Here is a 20,066-nt window from a genome sequence, read left to right as displayed (position 1 = left end):
GTCCTAGAAGTAGTAAGGGAAGTTGGACCAGTCGGGATCGCGCTTTTGCAGGAATGCTTCCTTGCCCTCCACTGCCTCGTCCGTCATGTAGGCCAGGCGGGTGGCTTCACCGGCAAAGACCTGCTGCCCCGCGAGGCCATCGTCAGCCAGATTGAAGGCAAACTTGAGCATGCGGATGGCCTGCGGTGATTGGCGGGCAATGTCCGCGGCATACTCCAATGCGACTTCCTCAAGGCGTTCGTGATCCACGGCCTCGTTGACCGCGCCCATCCGGACCATGTCATCGGCGGAGTATTCGCGGGCCAGGAAGAAGATTTCCCGCGCGGCTTTCTGGCCGATCTGGCGGGCCAGCAGCGCTGAGCCATATCCGGCGTCGAAACTTCCCACGGTGGCGTCGGTCTGCTTGAACTTGCCGTGCTCGCGGGAGGCGATGGTGAGGTCGCTGACCACGTGCAATGAGTGGCCGCCGCCGGCTGCCCAACCATTGACGACGGCGATGACAACCTTGGGCATGGTGCGCATGAGCCGCTGGACTTCAAGAATGTGAAGGCGGCCGGCCCGGGCGGGATCGATGCTCTCCTGGGTTTCCCCCTCTGCATAGCGGTAGCCGTCCCGTCCGCGGATCCGTTGATCGCCGCCGGAGCAGAAGGAGTGCCCGCCGTCTTTGGGGGACGGGCCGTTGCCGGTGAGCAGGACCGTAGCGACGTCCGGGGTCATGCGGGCGTGGTCCATGGCGCGGTAGAGCTCGTCCACGGTTCCCGGGCGGAAGGCGTTGCGGACCTCGGGACGGTTGAAGGCGATGCGGACCGTGGGCAGGTCCTTGACGGTGCCGTCGGTTGAACGCTCAACCTGCCGGTGGTAGGTCATGTCCTTGAAGTCGTCGAAGCCGGACACAGTGCGCCAGCGTGAGGGGTCAAAGACGTCGGAAACCTTGGCAGGGAGATCGTTGTTCACAGTCCGAGTCTAGTAATGGCGCTAGCTGATGCAGAACTCGTTGCCCTCGGGGTCGGCCATGGTGTGCCATTCGTGCGGACCCTGGTTGGCTGTCCAGAGGTGTGTGGCTCCGCGTCCCTCAAGCTCCGCGCGGACTTGGTCCTTGTCCCTGCCGTTGAGCCGGACATCCCAATGCACACGGTTTTTGACGGACTTTTCGTTGGGGTCGGTTTGGAACAGGATCCGCCGTCCGGTGGTGGGGTCCGTGTCCTCCGCCGGGACAATTGCGCAGCCTTCTGCCCACACCAATTTGCCGTTGTGGGTGATGGTTTGGTCTTCCGTGGCGTGGCCCTGCTCGATCATGGAGCGGATAAAGGCCTCGTCCTGGGCCTCCACGGTCCATTCGAGGGTTTGGGCCCACCAGTCGGCGAGTTCGTGGGGCTTCCGGCAGTCCACTACAACCTGGATATTCAATGTCATGCCTTACAAGCTATTCCCGACGGCGGCCGCTGGGTAGGGGGCCGGGTCACCTTCCGTCCTGCGCACCCAACTGGGTCGCATTTAAGCGCATTCTGGGCGCTCAAAACGCGCTTAAGTGCGACCTAGTTGGGGAGGAGCTCCGCGGGAATGGCGTAAATGAGAACCACGGCCATCAGGTTCTTGGCCGAGTGGACGAAGTAGGAGAACATCAGGTTCTTCCCGGTCCACACGTAAACGGCCACCAACACCACGGCCATACCCAGATACGGTGCCAGCGCGGACAGCACCAGTCCTTCGCGGCCAATAACGTGGATGGAGGCGAAGACCAGCACGGAGATCACGCAGCAGACCCAGATGTTCACATAGCGGGAGAGCTTACCGATCAATAGATGCCGGAACAGGTATTCCTCAACAAAGGGGCCCAGCACCACCAGCAGCGGCACCATCAGCCAGGCGGGCACCTGTTGCAGCAGTCCCTGGATCCCCAACTGGTTCTCCGAGGTCTGGGCGGTACCGAACGCCGCCACCAGGACCGCGGTGAGGATCAACATCACCACGATGGCCAGCGGTACCATGCCCAGGGTGAACCACGGCCTGGTGGCCAGAATCTTCAGGTCCCGACCCGCCACCCGCCAGGCAGAGGCCACAGCGAATATTCCGACGCCGGCATAGAACACCGCGTTGACGGCGTAGGAAGCCGTTGCCGGCTCGGAGAAGAGCTGGAGCATCAGGCGTTCAACCGCTTCGCCACCAAAGGAGAAGTAGAGCGTGAACCCCAAGTAGACGGCAACAGCCAGTGCATCGAGGGCCGTGAACCGGTACGGATTGGCTTTCGCGGAAATGGTGCCCATGGGAACAAGCCTAGCTTTGGCCAGGGTCAGGACTGCCCGGCCAGGGTCAGGACTGCCCGGCCAGGGTCAGCGCAATGAGGACGCAGTTCAATCCCACGATCAACCCGGCGCTGGTCCAGCCCGCAATCTTCAGCGCCGTCGAGTCAACATGGATACCCATGACCTCACGTTTTCCGGTCAGGCGGATCAGCGGAATGAGCGCGAACGGAATGCCGAAGCTCAGGAGGACCTGGCTGAGGACCAGGGCAAGGGTCGGTTCGATGCCGGCGCCCAGGATTACCAGCGCGGGGATCAGGGTAATCACGCGCCGGAAGATGAGGGGAATGCGGACTTTCAGGAGGCCGCCCATGATGGTGGCCCCGGCATAACAGCCCACAGACGTGGAGGCCAGGCCCGAGGCCAGCAGCCCGATCGCGAAGATCACGCCGATGGCCGGTCCCAGGGCGGAGGTTACTGCGGCGTGGGCTCCTGCAATGGTGTCCGTTCCCTCAATCCCGCGCAGGCTCGAGGCCGCGAGGAGCAGCATGGAGATGTTGACGACGCCGGCCAGCAGCAGGGCGCCCACCACATCAAAGCGGGTGGCGCGGATCAGTTGGATCCGGACCTGGGGGTTCTCGGAGAAGCCGTGGCGGTCCCGGGCCAACGCCGAGTGGAGGTAGATGGCGTGTGGCATCACGGTGGCACCCAGCATGCTGGCCGCCAGGAGGACGGTGTCCGGTCCTTCGAAGCGCGGAACCAGGCCGCCCAGTGCGCTTCCGGCGTCGGGCGGATTGACGAACAGCCCGGAGACGAATCCCACGGCGATGATTCCCAGAAGGACCAGGATGGCGGATTCAAAAGTCCGTTGCCCGCGCCGTGTTTGAAGCGTCAGCAGCAGCATGGAGGCAACGCCCACGATCACGCCGCCCGCCAGCAGGGGAATTCCGAACAGCAGGTTGAGGGCCACGGCGCCGCCAATGACCTCGGCCATGTCTGTTGCGCCGGCTACGATTTCGGCCTGCACCCAGTACAGGCGCCGGCGTTTGGTTCCCAGCCGCTTTCCCAGAATTTCAGGCAGGCTGAGGCCGGTGGCCAGGCCGAGTTTGGCCGATTGGTACTGCACCAGGACGGCCATGGCATTGGCGGCTACAAGAACCCACACCAGAAGGTAGCCGTAGTTGGCGCCGGCAGTGAGGTTGGCGGCGACGTTTCCGGGATCAACATAGGCGATTGCGGCAACGAACGCGGGCCCCAACATCATCAGCCGCGTCCACAACCTGGCGGGAGCGGCACGGGTTTGCAGGGTTGGTGCAGCCATGGGACTCCTCGTCATTGGGGGTGGTGTTCTCCTCCGAGGATACCGGATATTTAGGCACACCGAAAAGTATTACTTAGGCGTCCCTCTGTAGCCTGCGTCACGGATGTTCCGTCACATGCCGTAAGATGGACGGGTTGCGCGAAGCTTCGGCATTTTGCGTCGTTTGTCACACTTCGGGATCCCTACCGAGCGATTACTCGAATTTTGTGTCTCAAAGATGCCAATGTCCCGGTCCACGGCCGCAACCCCTACAGCAACACCCCGACCCACAAGGAACAGCTGTGCCGCAAAGTACTCCCACAGATCTCAAGAATTCATCGGCCTCATCAAAGGCTGCTGGTTCCACCCTCAGCGCCGAGGGCTACCAGAAGACCCTGAGCCGCCGCCACGTCACCATGATCGCCATGGGCGGCGCCATTGGCGTCGGCCTTTTCATGGGTGCGGGTGGCCGCCTGGCCTCCACCGGGCCGGCCCTGATTTTCTCCTATGCCATTGCCGGCGTCATCGCGTACCTGCTGATGCGTGCCCTTGGCGAACTCATCATGTACCGCCAGACCTCAGGCTCGTTCGTGAGCTACGCCGGTGAGATGTTCGGCAAGAAGGGTGCCTACCTTTCGGGCTGGATGTACTTCATCAACTGGGCCATGACCGGCATTGCCGAGCTCATTGCCATTGGCCTTTACTTCCAGTTCTTCTTCCCCAACGTCCCCATTGAACTCTCTGCCATTGCAGCGCTGGTGCTGCTGGTGGCCGTGAACCTGTTCAGCGTAAAGGCCTTTGGCGAGTTCGAATTCTGGGCTTCCTGCCTCAAGGTGGGTGCAATCGTCATCTTCCTGGCGGTGGGTACCTTCATGGTTGTCACCAACGCCAAGGTTGGCGAAGGCCACGCCTCGGTAGCCAACCTCTTCCACGAAGATGGCGGCATGTTCCCCAAGGGCGGACTGGTGATGATCCTGGTACTCAACGCCGTGATCTTCGCTTACAACGCCATCGAGCTCGTGGGCATTACGGCCGGCGAGATGGAGAACCCGGAACGCGAAGTTCCCAAGGCGATCCGCGCCGTCGTGATCCGCATTGTTGTTTTCTACGTTGGTTCCGTGACCCTGCTGGCCATGCTGCTGCCGTCCGACCAGTACGTGGCCGGCACCTCGCCGTTCGTGACGGTCTTTGGCCAGATGGGCCTCGGCTGGATGGGCGACGTCATGAACATGATCGTCATCACCGCCGCGCTGTCTTCCTGCAACTCGGGCCTGTACTCCATTGGCCGCATTTTCCGCACCATGGCCAACAACGGCCACGCTCCGCAGTGGCTTACCAAGATGTCCACCCGCCACGTGCCGTACGCGGCCATCCTGGCGATCGGCGGCGTCTACCTGGTGGGCATTCTCCTGAACATCTGGCTGGGTGGCTCGCACGCGTTCGATCTCGCCCTGAACACCGCGTCCATCGGCGTGATCTTCACGTGGGGCTCCATCTTTGCCAGCCAGATCGCGCTGCGGAAGAAACGTGGCAAAGTCTCCAGCCTGCCGATGCCCGGTTCGCCGTGGACCAGCTGGGTGGGCCTGATTGCCCTGCTGGCCATCACCGTTCTGATCGGTTTCGATTCCATGACGGACAAGGCCACGGGTGAGGTCTTCCTGCTGGGTCTCTGGACCCTCGCCACCATCCCGTTCTTCGCCTTGATCCTGTGGCTCGGCTGGCAGAAGGTCAAGAACAACCAGCCCAAGAGCGAGCTCTTCAGCTAGGTTCACTTCTTAAAGCGCGACGGCGGGTGCCTCCTTGTGGGGGCACCCGCCGTTTGCGTTGTGGCCCCTTTCGTTGTGGGGCCCGGTATACGTGCTATTCGTGGCGCGAGGGGCGCAGAGCGGGCCTCACACAAGGGGGGGGCCTTGGCGTTGTGGGGCCCGGTCAGCGTCTATCCGAGCTTGGGAATCAGGACGGGAGTGTTTTTCTTGTAGGCCTCGTAGTCCGCCTGGCCGCCCCAGTGCTTGTCCGCTTTCTTTTCCAGCAAGGGGATGCCGCTGACTTTGAGCAGCAACAGCGCCACAAAAACAGGGGAGATCATGGCAACCCACTGCCAGCCCTGCAGCACGGGTGCGGCGATGATGGCCACTCCTACCCACAGCAGGATCTCGCCGAAGTAGTTGGGGTGGCGGGATTTGGACCAGAGCCCCGTGGAGATGAACTTGCCCTTGTTGGCAGGGTCCGCCTTGAAGCGGCTCTTCTGCAGGTCCGCGACAACCTCGATGCCGAAGCCAACAACCCATAGCACCAGGCCCACGATTGCCAGCCAATCCAGGCCCACTTTTTGGGAGCTGGTGATGGCGATCCATGCTGCGGCTGCAGTGAAGACCACCCAGAGGCCCTGGACTGTCCAGACATTCAGAAAGCGGATCAGGGACGGCTTGATCTCGTCAAAGCGGTCATCCTTGCCTGACTTGCTGATCCTGCGGGACAGGAAGGTCCCCAGGCGCAGGGCCCAGATGCTGACCAGGGCAGCCAGCAGGATTCCGCGGGCATCAATTCCCGGCGTCAGGAGTGCCAGGATCACGGTGATCACCACATACGTCAGGGATCCGGTGAGGTCGAAGAACTTTTCCGTCTGCGCTTTGAAGGACGGAATGAACACCAGCCATTGGATGATGAACGCAGCTGCCACGGCGATCGCGAAGATCGGGAAACCGCCCAGGGTGGCCCCGTTCTGGCTGCCTGCCCAGGCCAGCAATGATCCCAGCACCACAACCACCGGGAGGGCGATCAGCCTCTTTTTCTCTGAATCCTGCATCTTTTACCTAGTCTGTTTGGTGTTCAAATTAATTTGATTACTATATAAACATGCAAAACCCCGATAGCGCCAACACCGGACCTGTCCATCCGGTGGCAGCGACGCTCCATGCGCTGCTGGCCTTGGCCAACCAGACCGAGCGCGAGGCCTCCCGAAGCCTCGGCCTCAACCTCACCGATTACCGGGCCCTCACTGTCCTGGCTGAGTCCGGACCCATCACAGTGGGAGCCCTGGCAGCAGAGATGGGCGCAACTGCCGCCACCACCACAGCGGTGGTGAGCCGCTTGGAGGCGCACGCATTGGTTGAGCGCCTGCGCGGTTCCGAGGACCGGCGCCACGTCCACGTGGCCGTGACCGAGGACGCCTCGGGGAGGCTCGCCGCGCTGGCAGGTCCCGTGCTCCCGGCTGCAAGCGCCCACCTGGAAGGATTGGCCCCTGAGCACCAGCGGGTCATGGGTGACTTCCTCAACGACATGAAGCAGCTCATGGAGCAGCATCTCCAGACCTTGGCAGGGAAGGAATCACTGTGAAGGAATTCAGCACGCCACCGTTGGTGGACATCTCCGGGTACCGCAACGCCACTGACCTTTTGATACGCAGGGTCCGCAGCAGCCCCGGGCACAATGCGTTCGAGGTGCGGGGGGAAGGTGCTGACATTGGCGCCCCGTGGCGTCAGGTGACAACGGCAGAATTCGCCCGGGAAGTGCAGGCGCTGGCCAAGGGCTTCATTGCGGCCGGAATCAAGCCGGGGGAGTCCCTGGCCATCATGTCCCCCACGCGGTATGAGTGGGCCCTTGCCGATATGGCGGCGTGGTTCGCCGGCGCCGTCGTGGTTCCTGTGTACGAGACGTCGGCGCTGCCGCAGGTGGTGGCCATCCTGGCGGACGCTGATGTGCGCCTGGCTGTGGGCGGAAGCGGAACGCATGCGGCACTCCTGGAGAGTGGTTTCGCCGAAGCTGGAATCCAGGCCTTGGGGGTGTGGACCTTTGATGCCCGCCCCAACGCGGACCTCAGCCACCTGGTGGAGCTGGGCGTCAGTATTCCGGACAGCGTGGTGGAGGAGCGGCGGCTCCTTGCCGGACTGGACTCTGTGGCCACCATTGTTTACACCTCCGGCACCACGGCCGCTCCCAAGGGTGCGTTGATCACCCATGGCAACTTCGTGGGCCAGGTGATGAACGTTGCTGCGGCCTACACAGAGGTGGTGCGCGAGGGCGGAAACACCATCATTTTCCTGCCCATGGCGCATGTGTTGGCGCGGGGGCTGCAGTTGATCTGCCTGGCCAATGGGATGCGGATCGCCCACCTTTCCGATCCCCGTGACGTGGTTCCCGCGCTGGGGGCGCTGAAGCCGACGTTCCTGGTGGTGGTTCCACGGGTCCTGCAAAAGATCCAGGCATCGGCCGCGGCGGCTGCCACCCAAAAGGGGCTGGGGCGGGTTTGGGCATCGGCCCAGCGGACTGCTGTGGAGTGGGGCCGTCACGCGGAAGCGCTCGACGCCGATCCTGCCGTCCGCGCTCCGCTCGGCTTGCGGTTGAGGCATGCAGTGTTCGACAGGCTTTTCTACTCCCGGCTCCGTGCGTTGGTGGGCGGGCAGCTGGGGTACCTGCTCTCCGGCGCCGCTGCCTTGGATGCCGAGCTGTCCCTGTTCTTCAGGGGGCTCGGCCTGCCCGTGGTGGAGGGGTACGGCCTGACGGAAACAACCGCGCCCCTGACGGGCAACCTTCCGGGCGCCATCACCGCCGGAACAGTGGGTGTGCCCATGCCGGCTACCACCATCCGCATTTCGGAGACCGGCGAGGTGCTGGCCAAGGGTGTTGGTGTCTTTGCCGGCTATCGCCGCCAGGAGGACAACGCCGCAGCCTTCACGGACGGGTTCTTCCGCACGGGGGACCTCGGCGTTCTGGATGGCAAGGGGCAACTTACCCTGCAGGGCCGGATCAAGGACATCATTGTCACCGCGGGCGGCAAGACCATCACCCCGTCCATTTGGGAGGGCTACGTTGAGGGCGATCCTTTGGTGGCCCACGCAGTGATGGTTGGCGAGGGCAAGCCGTATCTGGGTGGCTTGGTGCTCTTGGATCCGGAGTCAGTGGCGGCCTGGGCCGAGCGGGAGGGCATTACGGATTTGAAGGGCCTGACCATCCCCGGGGATGGAGGTGCTGTGCAGGTGGATGACGCCCGCCTTTTGACCGCGATCGGCAAGGCTGTGAGTGCTGCGAACTCCAGGATTGCGCGGTCTGAACAGGTGCGGCGGTTCGTGCTGCTGCTGACGGACCTCAGCGAGGCCAATGGAATGGTGACTCCCACCATGAAACTGAAACGCGGAGCCTTCACGGAGCGTGTCCATCACATCGTGGACAGCCTTTATACGGACGTGAGGGGCCAGCGATGAACCGCAAAGTGGTGGATTGGCTGCGGGCCTACGCGGTGGCGGCCGTCATTTTCGCTGTGATTGACGTGGTCTGGATTGCCCTTGTGGTGCTGCGCCAGTATCAAAGCCAGCTGGGGGACCTTCTTGCCTCTTCGCCCAATCCTGTGGGCGGAATCCTCTTCTACCTGCTTTTTGTTGCCGGCATGGTCCACTTTGGGATCCGGCCGCTGGACAAAGAAACCACGGTAGGCAAACGGGTGCTTTCTGGCGCCCTGTACGGCTTCTTCACCTACTGCACCTGGGCATTGACCGCGCTCGCAGTCCTGAGGGACTTTCCCGTCCTGGTGGCCGTCACGGATATCGCCTGGGGCACCGGGGTCTGCGGCTTGGTGACCTGGCTGACAGTGAAGGTTCTAGGCAGGCGCCTCCGGAGCCGTTAGCGCCGCTTGCGGGCCAGGACTGTCGGTGGGCGGGTTTAGGCTCGATGCATGAGCTTAAAGGTAGTGGCACCAAAAATTTCTCCCGTGCGGTTGGATGAATTGCGCGACGACGACGCCCCGGACTTCCAGCGCGGCGAACGGTATGAGGGTGTCCGGTTCACGCGGGTTTCCGCGGACGGCCAGGAACTCAGCGGTGCGGATTTCATTGAGTGCGAATTCAATAGAGTGTCCTTCAACGAAGCCCAGCTCCGGGGTGCAACCTTCCGGGACTGCGTCCTGAGCGAGCCTTATGCTCCTGTGTTCATGGCAGCGCGGACTTCCTGGCAGGACGTTGAGGTGTCCAATCCGCGGTGGGGTTCGGCGGAAATGTATGAAGGCAGCTGGCGCTCGGTCAGTATTGAGGGCGGCAAGCTGGACTATGTGAACCTTCGCAGTTCCAAGCTCATCGATGTCCGGATATCGGACTGCATCATCAATGAGTTGGACCTGGGCGGATGCAGCGGAACCAGGGTGTCCTTGAAGAATTGCACCATCGGGACCCTGGACGTCACCGGGGCAAAGTTCAAGGACGTGGATCTGAGGACGTCGGAATTCCGGGGCATTAACGGATTGGCGGGCCTGGCCGGCGTGGTGATTGACGATTACCAACTGAGCCTCATGGCACCCCTGCTGGCCGGCCACATGGGGATCCGGGTGGTCTGATGCGATGTGGGCGCGGGCCGGCAGGTGTCGTCATCTGTTGACCGGCCCGCCCTGCCGTGTAATCTTTATAGAACGAACGGTCGGTATATTATTCCGCGCCGGCCCTTTCACTTTTGCGAAGGATGTTCTCATGGTCGAGGCTTTTCTTGTTGGCGGCGCACGCACGCCTGTCGGTCGCTACGGTGGAGCGCTGTCCTCCGTCCGTCCGGACGACCTCGCAGCTTTGGTGGTCCGGGAAGCGGTGGCGCGTGCCGGCGTCGATCCCGACTCCATCGATGAGGTCATCCTGGGCAACGCCAACGGCGCAGGCGAGGAAAACCGGAATGTGGCCCGGATGGCCACCATCCTGGCGGGCCTCCCGCTCCACATTCCCGGGATCACCGTGAACAGGCTCTGCGCGTCAGGGCTCAGCGCCATCATCATGGCCAGCCAGATGATCAAATCCGGTGCTGCGGACATTGTGGTTGCCGGTGGCGTCGAATCCATGAGCCGCGCGCCGTGGGTCCAGGAGAAGCCCGCAACAGCCTTCGCCAAGCCCGGCCAGATTTTCGATACCTCCATTGGCTGGCGCTTCACCAACCCGCTGTTCTCCAAGGGCGGGCTCTCCCGGGATGGCAAGATGACGTACTCCATGCCGGAAACCGCAGAGGAGGTGGCCCGCGTGGACGGGATCTCCCGCGAAGATGCCGATGCCTTCGCCGTGCGCTCCCACGAACGTGCGCTGGCTGCCATCGCCGGAGGCCGGTTCGCGGACGAAATTGTTCCGGTCACTGTCAAGACCCGGAAAGCGGAAACCGTGGTGGACACCGATGAAGGCCCACGCCTGGGGACCACCATGGATGTCCTGGCGGGCCTCCGTCCCGTGGTGGCCGGCGGCTCCGTGGTGACGGCCGGCAACTCCTCCACCCTGAACGACGGCGCCTCCGCCATCATCGTCGCGTCCGAGGCCGCCATCAAGAAGTTCGGACTGACGCCCCGTGCGCGGATCGTTGATGGTGCCTCGGCAGGCTGCGAACCGGAAATCATGGGGATCGGCCCTGTCCCGGCCACCCAGAAGATCCTGGCACGCACGGGCCTCACCGTGGACAAGCTTGGTGCCGTTGAGCTGAACGAAGCTTTCGCCACACAGTCACTGGCCAGCATGCGTCGCCTTGGGTTGAACCCGGACATTGTGAACAACGACGGCGGCGCCATCAGTTTGGGTCACCCTCTCGGTTCCAGCGGCTCCAGGATAGCCATCACGCTGCTGGGCCGCATGGAACGCGAACTGGCTTCCGCAGCAGGTCCCAAGCTGGGCCTGGCCACCATGTGCATTGGCGTGGGCCAGGGCACCGCGATGCTGCTGGAAGGCGTGTAATGGCACTGAACCCGGAAGACTTCACCACCCTGCTCCTGGAAGAACGGGAGGACCGGCTCACAGTCCTGCTGAACAGGCCGGACGTCCGGAACGCCATCGACCAGACCATGGTTGATGAGCTGCACGCAGTATGTGCCGAGCTGGAACGGCATCCCAAAGTCCTCATTATTGCCGGCACGGACGGAGTGTTTGCCTCCGGCGCGGACATCGGACAGCTGCGGGAACGCCGCCGGGACGACGCCTTTCAGGGGATCAACTCCACCATCTTTGTTCGCATCGCCAAGTTGCCCATGCCCGTTATTGCCGCGTTGGACGGTTACTGCCTGGGCGGTGGGGCCGAGCTCGCCTATGCCGCGGACTTCCGCATCGGAACGCCCGGTGTCCGCATTGGGAACCCGGAAACGGGGTTGGGGATCCTCGCTGCCGCCGGTGCCTCGTGGCGCCTCAAGGAATTGGTGGGTGAACCCAAAGCCAAGGAGATCCTGCTGGCCGGGGCGGTGCTGCGGGCCGAGGAAGCCCTGCGGATCAACCTCATCACCGAAATCCATGAGGCTCCGGAGCTGATGGACGCCGCCCACAAGCTGGCCGACAGGATCGGCAGGCAGGACCCCTTGGCCGTGCGGATCACCAAGTCTGTTTTCCACGCACCGGCCGAAGCCCACCCTTTGATTGACACCCTGGCCCAGGGCATCCTCTTTGAATCCCAGGCAAAGTTTGACCGCATGCAGGCGTTCCTGGACAAGAAGTCATCGAAAACCGCCGCCGACCCCTCCAGCGCAACCGCTGCCGACCAGGACAGGAACCAGAAATGAGCACCACATCCACCACCCCGCCCGTTGCAGGAGTGCCCCACGTAGTCGGTGTCCTGGGCGGCGGCCGGATGGGTGCCGGGATCGCCCACGCGTTCCTCACCAAGGGCGCCACCGTGATCGTGGTGGAACGTGACCACGAGGCAGCCGCCGGTGCCCAAGGCCGTGTGGCCGAGGCCGTGGCCAAATCCGCGGAACGGGGAACCCTGAGCGAGGCTCCCGAGGCAGCCATGGCACGGTTCAGCACCTCCACGGACTACGCATCCTTCACCCACTGCGGCCTGGTGGTGGAAGCCGTGCCGGAGGACTACCAACTCAAAGTCACGGCACTGAAAGCCGTGGAGGACAACCTCTCAGCGGACGCGTTCCTCGCCTCCAATACTTCCTCGCTCTCCGTGACGGACCTCGCCAAGGAACTCCGGCGCCCTGCCAACTTTGTGGGATTGCACTTCTTCAACCCGGTGCCTGCTTCCACCCTGATCGAAGTGGTGCTGGCCCAACAGACCTCACCCGAACTCGCTGCAGCGGCGAAAAGCTGGACCGAGGCACTCGGCAAGACCGCCGTCGTCGTCAATGACGCGCCCGGTTTTGCGTCCTCACGGCTGGGCGTTGCCATTGCCTTGGAGGCGATGCGCATGGTGGAGGAAGGCGTCGCGTCTGCCGAAGACATCGATGCCGCGATGGTGCTGGGCTACAAGCACCCCACCGGTCCGTTGAAGACCACGGACATTGTGGGGCTGGACGTGCGGCTGGGCATCGCAGAATACCTGCACTCCACCCTGGGCGACCGGTTTGCGCCGCCGCAGATCCTGCGGGACAAAGTAGCGCGCGGCGAGCTGGGCCGGAAGACGGGCAAGGGCTTCTTCGACTGGAACGGCTGATCCTTCCGGGCGGTTAGGCTGGCCGGGTGACTTCTTTTGAACCCATCACCCTCACCGGCAGGCTCGTTACCTTGGAACCGCTGAGCCAGGACCACCATGACGGCCTGGTTGAGGCGGCACGCGACGGCGATCTGTGGAAGCTCTGGTACACGTCCGTGCCCACGCCCGAGGGCATGGCTGCGGAGATCCAGCGGCGCCTCGACCTTCACGGCAAGGGGTCCATGCAGCCCTTCGCCACGCGGTCCAACGCCACGGGGAAACTCATTGGCATGACCACTTACATGAATATCGACGCCGTGACACCCCGCGTGGAGATCGGTTCCACCTGGAATGCGGCGTCTGCGCAGGGAACGGGAACCAACCCGGACTCCAAGCTGCTGCTCCTGCGGCATGCGTTTGAGACCCTGGGCTGCCCGGCCGTGGAATTCCGCACCCACTTCCTGAACCATCAGTCCCGGGCTGCAATTGCACGGCTCGGGGCAAAGCAGGACGGTGTGCTCCGCAACCACTCCCGGTCTGCCGACGGCGCGCTGCGGGATACCGTGGTGTTCTCCATCCTGGAGCACGAGTGGCCCGCGGTGCGCAACGGCTTGGAGTACCGGTTGGCCAAGTACGGAGCGTAGTGGTGCCTGCCCGCAAATCCGTCGCTTGCCCGCGACTCCGTTGTTGGGCCGCGACGCGATAGCGGGTTGGCAACGATCTTGGCGCGTGGGCAGTGCCTGCCGCGCCCGGTGTGCTTAGCTGGTTTTATGGATGAGACCACCTCCACCCATCAACGGATCCACTGGGACGGCGCCGTCAATGCCTGGCGGATCGCCGGTGACCTCTACCGGATGGGCCGCCATGAGTGGGTCACTGAAACCGGGTGGCGGCAGATGTACGACGACGGCGTCCGCACCGTGATCGATCTCCGCGCCGCACGGGAACTGACGCCGCGCGAGTCAGACTCCGAGGTGCCGGATGCAGTGATGGCGCGCATCGACGTCGTCCATTGCCCCACGGAAGATCCGGACCACAGCCGGTTCGCCGAGCTGTTCGGGCACTACCTGAAGGAACCGGAGCAGTACGCCGACTACCTGCACTTGTTCGCTGACAAGATCGCCGCGGTGTTCAAGGCCATCGCGGCCTCTCCGGGCAAAGTGGTGGTGCACTGCTCTGCCGGGCGGGACCGCAGCGGAGTGATCGCACTGATGCTGCAGCGCCTGGCCGGGTACAGCAATGAGGAGATCATCCACGGGTACGAGCTTGCCGCGAGGGGGATCAACGAGAGGCACCGCACCCATGGCGCGCCGCACGCCCACGACCCCTACCTGTCCGACGCCGAGCTTGAAGAATTGCTGACCCAGCGCCGGTCCAGCCTCCAGTCGTTCCTCGATTCACTGGACCCCGGGCAGTTCCTGTCAGCACATGGTGTCAGCGGCCCGGAACTGGCAGCCATACGTTCCAAAGTGGACGGCCACGGCGCTGCTACCATGCAGAGTTGAACCACTCCCCACCCTTGTTGCCAAACCCCTGGATGGAACCGCATGAGCCATGGCGCCCGCGTCACCATTGTGACCCGAACCAAGAACCGCCCCGTCTTCCTCGCCCGTGCGTTGGATGACATTTTCGGTCAAACCTTCCAGGATTTCGAGCTCGTCATTGTCAACGACGGCGGCAACCCGGCCGACGTCGATCACCTCACCTCCCAGCGGAGCGAGGTTGAGCGGAACCGCATCACCACGTTGCACCACCCGGAATCGGTGGGCATGGAGGCGGCGTCGAACGCGGGCGTGAAAGCGGGTTCGGGCGAATTTGTGGTGATTCATGATGACGACGACTTCTGGGCGCCCGACTTCCTGGCCAGCACCGTTGCGTACCTCGATCAGCCCACGCAGGCGGAGGAAACCGGTGTGATGGTCCGGACGGAGATCGTCATCGAGGAACTGGTTGATGGTGCCATCGAGCCGGTTCGCCGGGAGATCTTCTGGGCGGACATGCGCCAGATCACCCTTGCGGACATGCTGAAGATCAACAGGGCCGTCCCTATTTCCTTCCTGTACCGCCGCAGCCTCCATGACGCCGTGGGTTACTACAACGAGGAACTGCCGGTGGTGGGGGACTGGGAGTTCCATTTGCGCGTCCTGAGCCACGCCCGCGTGGGATTCCTGGACGGCGAACCGCTGGCCTTCTGGTCCCAGCGCCCTGAATCCGCGGGTCATGATGGCAACAGCATTTTTGCGAAGGCCGCGGAGCACGCCCACTACGACGCCCTGGTCCGGGACCAGCACCTCCGCGAAGGGGTGGCGCAAAACGGCTTCGGCCCCCTGCTGTACCTCACGCAAGTACTGGCCGGGCAGGAAGAACTGATCCTGGCCCAGCAGCGGAGGTTGGACGAAACCAATGACAAGCTGGATCGCGTTCTGGAGCGCCTGGACGCCCTCAACCATGCGGCCGCTGACATGAGACAGACCGTGATTGACAGGACCAGCGTGGGGGAGTTCCTCAAAAAGCCCCTGCTGCTGGCGAAGAAGTTCACCTCCCGCTAGGTCCCTCTCTCACGTCCCGTCGCGTTTGGCGGGTCCCTCTCTCACATCCCGTCGCGTTTGGCGGGTCCCTCTCTCACGTCCCGTCGCGTTTGGCGGGTCCCTCTCTCACTTCCCGCGGCATCCCCAAAATTCTGCTGCACTCTTTCCGGCATTCATGTAGGCTGTATATATTACCGAACGGCCGGTCAGTAATGTTGGCACCAGCCAGCAGTGACCGTGCCGCTTTCATGTGCCTTGGAAGGACCCGTCGACGATGACCACTACTGCAGTCGCCCCGGAAACCACAGCCGTTGACACCGTGCCCAGCTATGTCCAGGATTCCTGGTGGACCCCCGGCCAGGATGCCAAGACCGTCCCGGTCCGTGATGCCAGCACTGGAGAACTCCTGGCGAACGTCAGCACAGACGGGCTGGACCTGTCCGCCGTCGTACATTACGGCCGCACCACCGGCCAAACTGAACTCGGGAAGCTGACTTTCCACCAGCGCGCCCTCAAGCTCAAAGAGCTTGCCATGTACCTCAACGGCCGCCGCCAGGAACTGTATGCATCGTCGCTGCAGTCCGGCGCCACCAAGATCGACAACATGATCGATATTGACGGCGGCATCGGCGTTCTCTTCACGTTCGGCTCCAAGGGCCGGCGCGAACTGCCCAACTCGCAGGTGATCGTGGATGGTCCCATGGAGACCCTTTCCAAGGACGGCTCGTTCGTGGCCGAGCACATCTACACCCGCATCCCGGGCGTGGCTGTGCAGATCAACGCCTTCAATTTCCCCGTCTGGGGCATGCTGGAGAAGTTCGCGCCATCGTTCCTGGCCGGCGTTCCCACCATTGTGAAGCCCGCGACGCCCACCGGATACGTGGCTGAGGCTGCGGTGCGGGCCATCATCGAATCCGGCATCCTTCCCGCCGGCGCCCTCCAGCTGATTTCAGGTTCGGCCCGCACGCTCCTGGACGAGCTGGACTACCGCGACCTCGTGTCCTTCACCGGCTCGGCGTCGACGGCCAAGTCCCTCAAGTCCCACCCCAACGTGGTTCAGGGCGGAGTCCGTTTCACCTCCGAGACCGACTCGCTCAACGCCGCCATCCTTGGCCCCGATGCCGTGCCTGGAACGCCGGAATTCGACGCTTTCATCAAATCGGTCGTCACCGAGATGACGGTCAAGGCCGGCCAGAAGTGCACCGCGATTCGCCGTGTGATCGTGCCCCAGGCGCTGACCGCCGACGTCGCGGCCGCCGTCGGAGCCCGCATTAACGAGCGCGTTGTGGTCGGCGACCCCCGCGCTGAAGGCGTCACCATGGGCGCTTTGGCCTCGCTCGATCAGCTCGCCGACGTTCGGGCTGCTGTTCAGTCAATGCTCGACGCCGGTGGGGAACTTGCGTACGGATCTCTCGATTCGCCGTCGGTCACCTCGGTCGGGGGAGCCGTGGGCGTTGTGGAAGATGGCGCGTTCATGTCTCCGGTCCTCCTGAGCTGGACCGATGCGGAAGCTGAGGAAGTGCACTCGCTGGAGGCCTTCGGTCCCGTTTCCTCGGTGATCGGATACTCGGATATTGCCGATGCAATCCGCTTGGCGGCCAAGGGTTCGGGCTCGCTGGTTGCCTCGGTCTGCACCAACGATCCCGCCGTGGCGCAGGAACTGGTGTTGGGAATCGCGGCCCACCACGGTCGCGTCCACATGCTGAACCGCGAGGACGCCCGCTCGTCCACCGGCCACGGTTCGCCCGTGCCGCACCTGGTCCACGGTGGGCCGGGTCGCGCCGGCGGTGGCGAGGAACTGGGTGGCATCCGCTCTGTCCTGCACCACATGCAGCGCACCGCGATCCAGGGTTCGCCCAACATGCTTACCGCCGTCACTGGTGTTTGGCACACGGGAGCGGACCGAAACTTCACTGTGGAAACTGAAGGCGAGCACCCCTTCCGGAAGCACTTGTCCACGTTGCGGATCGGTGATGCCGTGCGTTCCGAGCTCCGGGAAGTGAAGCTGGAGGACATCACGGCCTTCGCAAACTCCACGGGCGATACCTTCTATGCGCACACCAACCAGGAAGCGGCGGAAGCCAACCCGTTCTTCCCGGGCATCGTTGCCCACGGCTATTTGCTGCTCAGCTGGGCTGCGGGATTGTTCGTTGAGCCCGCTCCGGGCCCCGTCCTGGCCAACTACGGACTGGAGAACCTGCGTTTCATCACCCCTGTAGCCGCCGGCGATTCCATCCGGGTCACCCTGACCGCCAAGAAGATCACGCCGCGTGAAACCGATGAGTACGGCGAGGTTGCCTGGGATGCCGTGCTGACCAACCAGAATGACGAAATCGTGGCCACCTACGACGTCCTCACCCTCGTCGAAAAGTAGCCCTCTCTCACATCACACCGCTCCCGGGGCGTCCCTCTCTCACATAATGTCGGGTTTCCGAGGTTCCTCCCGCACGTAGTTGCCGAATAGACGAAACGCTTCTCCCGTTGCCGGAGAAGCGTTTCGTCGTTTCAGGTCGGCTTTTGAGTTGCTAGCGGATGCGTAAAGGGTTCAACCCGGGATGGTCGGTCAATGCGCTGTGTCCGTGCAGTGCGGTGGGGATGTGAGTGAGGAACCGGGGAAGCGGGTGGGGATGTGAGTGAGGAACCGGGGAAACGGGAGGGGATGTGAGAGAGGGATCAGGTGGTGTGGAGGCCGTCGAACGCCATGGTGATCACGTCGTCCGCGAGCTTCTCCGGGGACAGCGAGCCGCCGGGCTTGTACCACTCCACAATCGAGTTGATGGTGCCGAACAGCAGCCTTGTGACGGTGCGGGGATCGATGTCCTGCCGGAGGGACCCATCCTCCCGAGCAGCGGAGATCAGGGCAGCCACCTTGTGGTCGAAGGCGCGCCGCCGTTCCAGGGCATCGCGTTCAATCTCGGTGTTGCCCCGCAGGCGCAGCAGCAGGGTGACGAACGGCAGCCGGTCCACCAGCACGGCAATGGTCTGCCGCAGCACAAACTCCAGACGCGCATCGGCAGGCCCGGAGGTAGCAGACGGCTCCTCGAGGATCGCCTCCAGCCCGCCCAGTGCGTGGTCCAGGGCGAGCTTCAGGAGATCGCCCTTGGACGGCACGTGGTGGTAGATGGCTGACTTGGAGATCCCAAGGTTCTCGGCCAGGATGCCCATGGACGTTGCGTCGTATCCGTGGCGGTTGAAGACGTCGACGGCGATGCGGAGCACGGACTGCTGGTCGTAACCGGGCCGTCCGCGCTTGGTGGTGGTCTCAGTAGGCATGCTGGCATTTTCTCATGAAGTAACTCAGGCCTTGGGACGGAGATCGTAGATGCGGCGGAGCTTGCCGTTGGACCTCTCCAGTGAACCCGGCTCCACAACGTCAACTACGCAGGATGACCCAACGTGAATCTTGATCTGCTCCCGCAAGGTGTGGGCCGCCGTCGTGCTTGCCTCGGTGGTGACTGTTTCGCGGCGCTCGATCCGGACTGTCAGCGAGTCCATGCGCTTGCCTTCGGGCCGTGTGATTTCCAACTGGAAGTGCGGACTCAGCTCCGGGATGCGCAGGGCGATTTCCTCGATTTGTGACGGGAAGAGGTTCACGCCGCGGAGGATGATCATGTCATCGCTGCGGCCGGTGATGCGGCCCATGCGGCGGTGGGCGGGGCGGGCCGTGCCGGGGAGAAGACGGGTGAGGTCCTTGGTGCGGTACCGGATGATCGGCAGCGCTTCCTTGGTGAGGGAGGTGAACACCAGCTCGCCCGGTTCGCCATCCCCCAGGACGCGCGTGTGGTCGAACGGGTCGATGATCTCCGGGCGGAAGTGGTCCTCCCAGATGTGGCAGCCGTCCTGCGTTTCCACTGCTTCGCCGGCGACGCCCGGGCCCATGACTTCGGAGAGCCCGTAGATGTCCGAGGCCTTGATGTTCATGGTGACTTCGAGTTCGTGGCGCATTTCTTCGGTCCACGGCTCGGCGCCCAGCACCGCGTATTTGAGGGACGTGGACGTGGGGTCGATCCCCATCTGGGCCATGGCGTCGGCGATGGTCAGCAGGTACGTGGGCGTGGCCAGGATGGCGTCCGGCTTGAAGTCCTGGATGAGCTGGATCTGGCGTTCGGTCTGGCCGCCGGAGATGGGGATGACGGTGCAGCCCAGTGCTTCGGCGCCGGCGTGTGCGCCGAGTCCGCCGGTAAACAGGCCGTAACCGTAGGCGTTGTGGACCTTCATGCCGGGCCGTACGCCGGAGGCGCGGAAGGAGCGGGCCACCAGGGTGGCCCAGTTGGCGAGGTCGTTTTTGGTGTAGCCCACCACGGTGGGGCGGCCGGTGGTGCCGGAGCTCGCGTGGATGCGTGCCACCTGGTCCTGGGGAACCGCGAACATGCCGAACGGGTACTCCAGCCGGAGGTCTTCTTTGGTGGTGTACGGGAACTTGCCGAGGTCGCTCAGTTCACGCAGATCCGTGGGGTGGACGCCGGCTTCGTCGAACTTCCGCTTGTACAGTGGCACGCGATCGTAGGCGTAGGCCACGGTGTGCTGGAGGCGGGTGAGTTGGAGGGCTTCGAGTTCGTCGCGGGAGATGGTTTCCTCACGGTCCAGTTCGGAGGCGCCGGCCTGGGCGGAGGTGGCGGGTGCTGCCACGGTGTTCTGCGTCATGGTTTT

General features: G+C 63.5%; 19 protein-coding genes. 12 read left to right on the top strand and 7 right to left on the bottom strand.

The window, feature by feature from the left end:
• Positions 1–3 precede the first annotated feature (3 nt).
• The 4 genes from JOE60_RS14225 to JOE60_RS14210 form a co-directional block, all read right to left on the bottom strand.
• Positions 4–954: a 1,4-dihydroxy-2-naphthoyl-CoA synthase gene (locus tag JOE60_RS14225; RefSeq protein WP_167263942.1), complete on the bottom strand. Its 951-nt coding sequence runs from the start codon at positions 952–954 to the stop codon at positions 4–6.
• 21 nt (positions 955–975) lie between these two features.
• Complete coding sequence (locus JOE60_RS14220) at positions 976–1,413, bottom strand: VOC family protein (protein ID WP_167263940.1); 438 nt, start codon at positions 1,411–1,413, stop codon at positions 976–978.
• Between the two features lie 122 nt (positions 1,414–1,535).
• A complete protein-coding gene (locus tag JOE60_RS14215) occupies positions 1,536–2,264 on the bottom strand; it encodes a CPBP family intramembrane glutamic endopeptidase (RefSeq protein ID WP_167263938.1) in 729 nt (242 codons plus the stop codon).
• Positions 2,265–2,310: 46 nt separating this feature from the next.
• Positions 2,311–3,561, bottom strand: a complete 1,251-nt coding sequence (locus JOE60_RS14210) for an Nramp family divalent metal transporter (RefSeq protein WP_167263936.1) — start codon at positions 3,559–3,561, stop codon at positions 2,311–2,313.
• Between the two features lie 281 nt (positions 3,562–3,842).
• Between JOE60_RS14210 and JOE60_RS14205 the strand changes: the two genes are divergently transcribed.
• Positions 3,843–5,306: an amino acid permease gene (locus JOE60_RS14205; protein WP_167263934.1), complete on the top strand. Its 1,464-nt coding sequence runs from the start codon at positions 3,843–3,845 to the stop codon at positions 5,304–5,306.
• A gap of 170 nt (positions 5,307–5,476) precedes the next feature.
• Here the strand turns inward: JOE60_RS14205 and JOE60_RS14200 are convergent, their stop codons facing one another.
• Positions 5,477–6,346, bottom strand: coding sequence for a DUF1295 domain-containing protein (locus JOE60_RS14200; RefSeq protein ID WP_167263932.1), 870 nt, complete (start codon positions 6,344–6,346; stop codon positions 5,477–5,479).
• 50 nt (positions 6,347–6,396) lie between these two features.
• On the opposite strand from JOE60_RS14200, the gene JOE60_RS14195 reads away from it, so the two are divergent.
• The 11 genes from JOE60_RS14195 to paaZ all read left to right on the top strand — a co-directional run bounded on the left by JOE60_RS14195 (position 6,397) and on the right by paaZ (position 17,790).
• On the top strand, positions 6,397–6,876 hold the full coding sequence (locus JOE60_RS14195) for a MarR family winged helix-turn-helix transcriptional regulator (RefSeq protein WP_167263930.1): 480 nt from the start codon (positions 6,397–6,399) through the stop codon (positions 6,874–6,876).
• Positions 6,873–8,741 carry an AMP-binding protein gene (locus JOE60_RS14190; protein ID WP_167263928.1) on the top strand — a complete coding sequence of 623 codons (1,869 nt, stop codon included), beginning with the start codon at positions 6,873–6,875 and terminating at the stop codon, positions 8,739–8,741. Before JOE60_RS14195 ends, JOE60_RS14190 begins: the two co-directional genes overlap by 4 nt.
• Positions 8,738–9,160: a DUF2177 family protein gene (locus JOE60_RS14185; protein WP_167263926.1), complete on the top strand. Its 423-nt coding sequence runs from the start codon at positions 8,738–8,740 to the stop codon at positions 9,158–9,160. Before JOE60_RS14190 ends, JOE60_RS14185 begins: the two co-directional genes overlap by 4 nt.
• Positions 9,161–9,208: 48 nt before the next feature.
• Positions 9,209–9,862 carry a pentapeptide repeat-containing protein gene (locus tag JOE60_RS14180; protein ID WP_167263924.1) on the top strand — a complete coding sequence of 218 codons (654 nt, stop codon included), beginning with the start codon at positions 9,209–9,211 and terminating at the stop codon, positions 9,860–9,862.
• Positions 9,863–9,992: 130 nt separating this feature from the next.
• Positions 9,993–11,219, top strand: coding sequence for a thiolase family protein (locus JOE60_RS14175; RefSeq protein WP_167263922.1), 1,227 nt, complete (start codon positions 9,993–9,995; stop codon positions 11,217–11,219).
• The gene (locus tag JOE60_RS14170; protein WP_167263920.1) at positions 11,219–12,031 is read left to right on the top strand and encodes an enoyl-CoA hydratase/isomerase family protein; all 813 of its coding nucleotides are present in this window, start codon (positions 11,219–11,221) and stop codon (positions 12,029–12,031) included. Before JOE60_RS14175 ends, JOE60_RS14170 begins: the two co-directional genes overlap by 1 nt.
• Entirely contained in the window at positions 12,028–12,909 is an 882-nt protein-coding gene (locus JOE60_RS14165) for a 3-hydroxyacyl-CoA dehydrogenase family protein (RefSeq protein WP_167263919.1), read from the top strand. Before JOE60_RS14170 ends, JOE60_RS14165 begins: the two co-directional genes overlap by 4 nt.
• Before the next feature lie 26 nt (positions 12,910–12,935).
• Entirely contained in the window at positions 12,936–13,532 is a 597-nt protein-coding gene (locus JOE60_RS14160) for a GNAT family N-acetyltransferase (RefSeq protein WP_167263917.1), read from the top strand.
• A 126-nt stretch (positions 13,533–13,658) separates the two neighbouring features.
• Positions 13,659–14,393: a tyrosine-protein phosphatase gene (locus JOE60_RS14155; protein ID WP_167263915.1), complete on the top strand. Its 735-nt coding sequence runs from the start codon at positions 13,659–13,661 to the stop codon at positions 14,391–14,393.
• Positions 14,394–14,435: 42 nt separating this feature from the next.
• The gene (locus JOE60_RS14150; protein ID WP_167263913.1) at positions 14,436–15,437 is read left to right on the top strand and encodes a glycosyltransferase family 2 protein; all 1,002 of its coding nucleotides are present in this window, start codon (positions 14,436–14,438) and stop codon (positions 15,435–15,437) included.
• Positions 15,438–15,690: 253 nt separating this feature from the next.
• Positions 15,691–17,790 carry a phenylacetic acid degradation bifunctional protein PaaZ gene (paaZ, locus tag JOE60_RS14145; RefSeq protein ID WP_167263911.1) on the top strand — a complete coding sequence of 700 codons (2,100 nt, stop codon included), beginning with the start codon at positions 15,691–15,693 and terminating at the stop codon, positions 17,788–17,790.
• A gap of 299 nt (positions 17,791–18,089) precedes the next feature.
• Here the strand turns inward: paaZ and JOE60_RS14140 are convergent, their stop codons facing one another.
• Complete coding sequence (locus tag JOE60_RS14140) at positions 18,090–18,689, bottom strand: TetR/AcrR family transcriptional regulator (RefSeq protein ID WP_167263909.1); 600 nt, start codon at positions 18,687–18,689, stop codon at positions 18,090–18,092.
• A gap of 24 nt (positions 18,690–18,713) precedes the next feature.
• Positions 18,714–20,060, bottom strand: coding sequence for a phenylacetate--CoA ligase PaaK (gene paaK, locus JOE60_RS14135; protein WP_167263907.1), 1,347 nt, complete (start codon positions 20,058–20,060; stop codon positions 18,714–18,716).
• Between the last annotated feature and the right edge of the window lie 6 nt (positions 20,061–20,066).

Origin of the sequence: Paenarthrobacter ilicis, assembly GCF_016907545.1 — a bacterium.
GTDB classification, from domain to species: Bacteria; Actinomycetota; Actinomycetes; order Actinomycetales; family Micrococcaceae; genus Arthrobacter; species Arthrobacter ilicis.
This window is presented reverse-complemented; position numbering and strand designations above follow the sequence as displayed.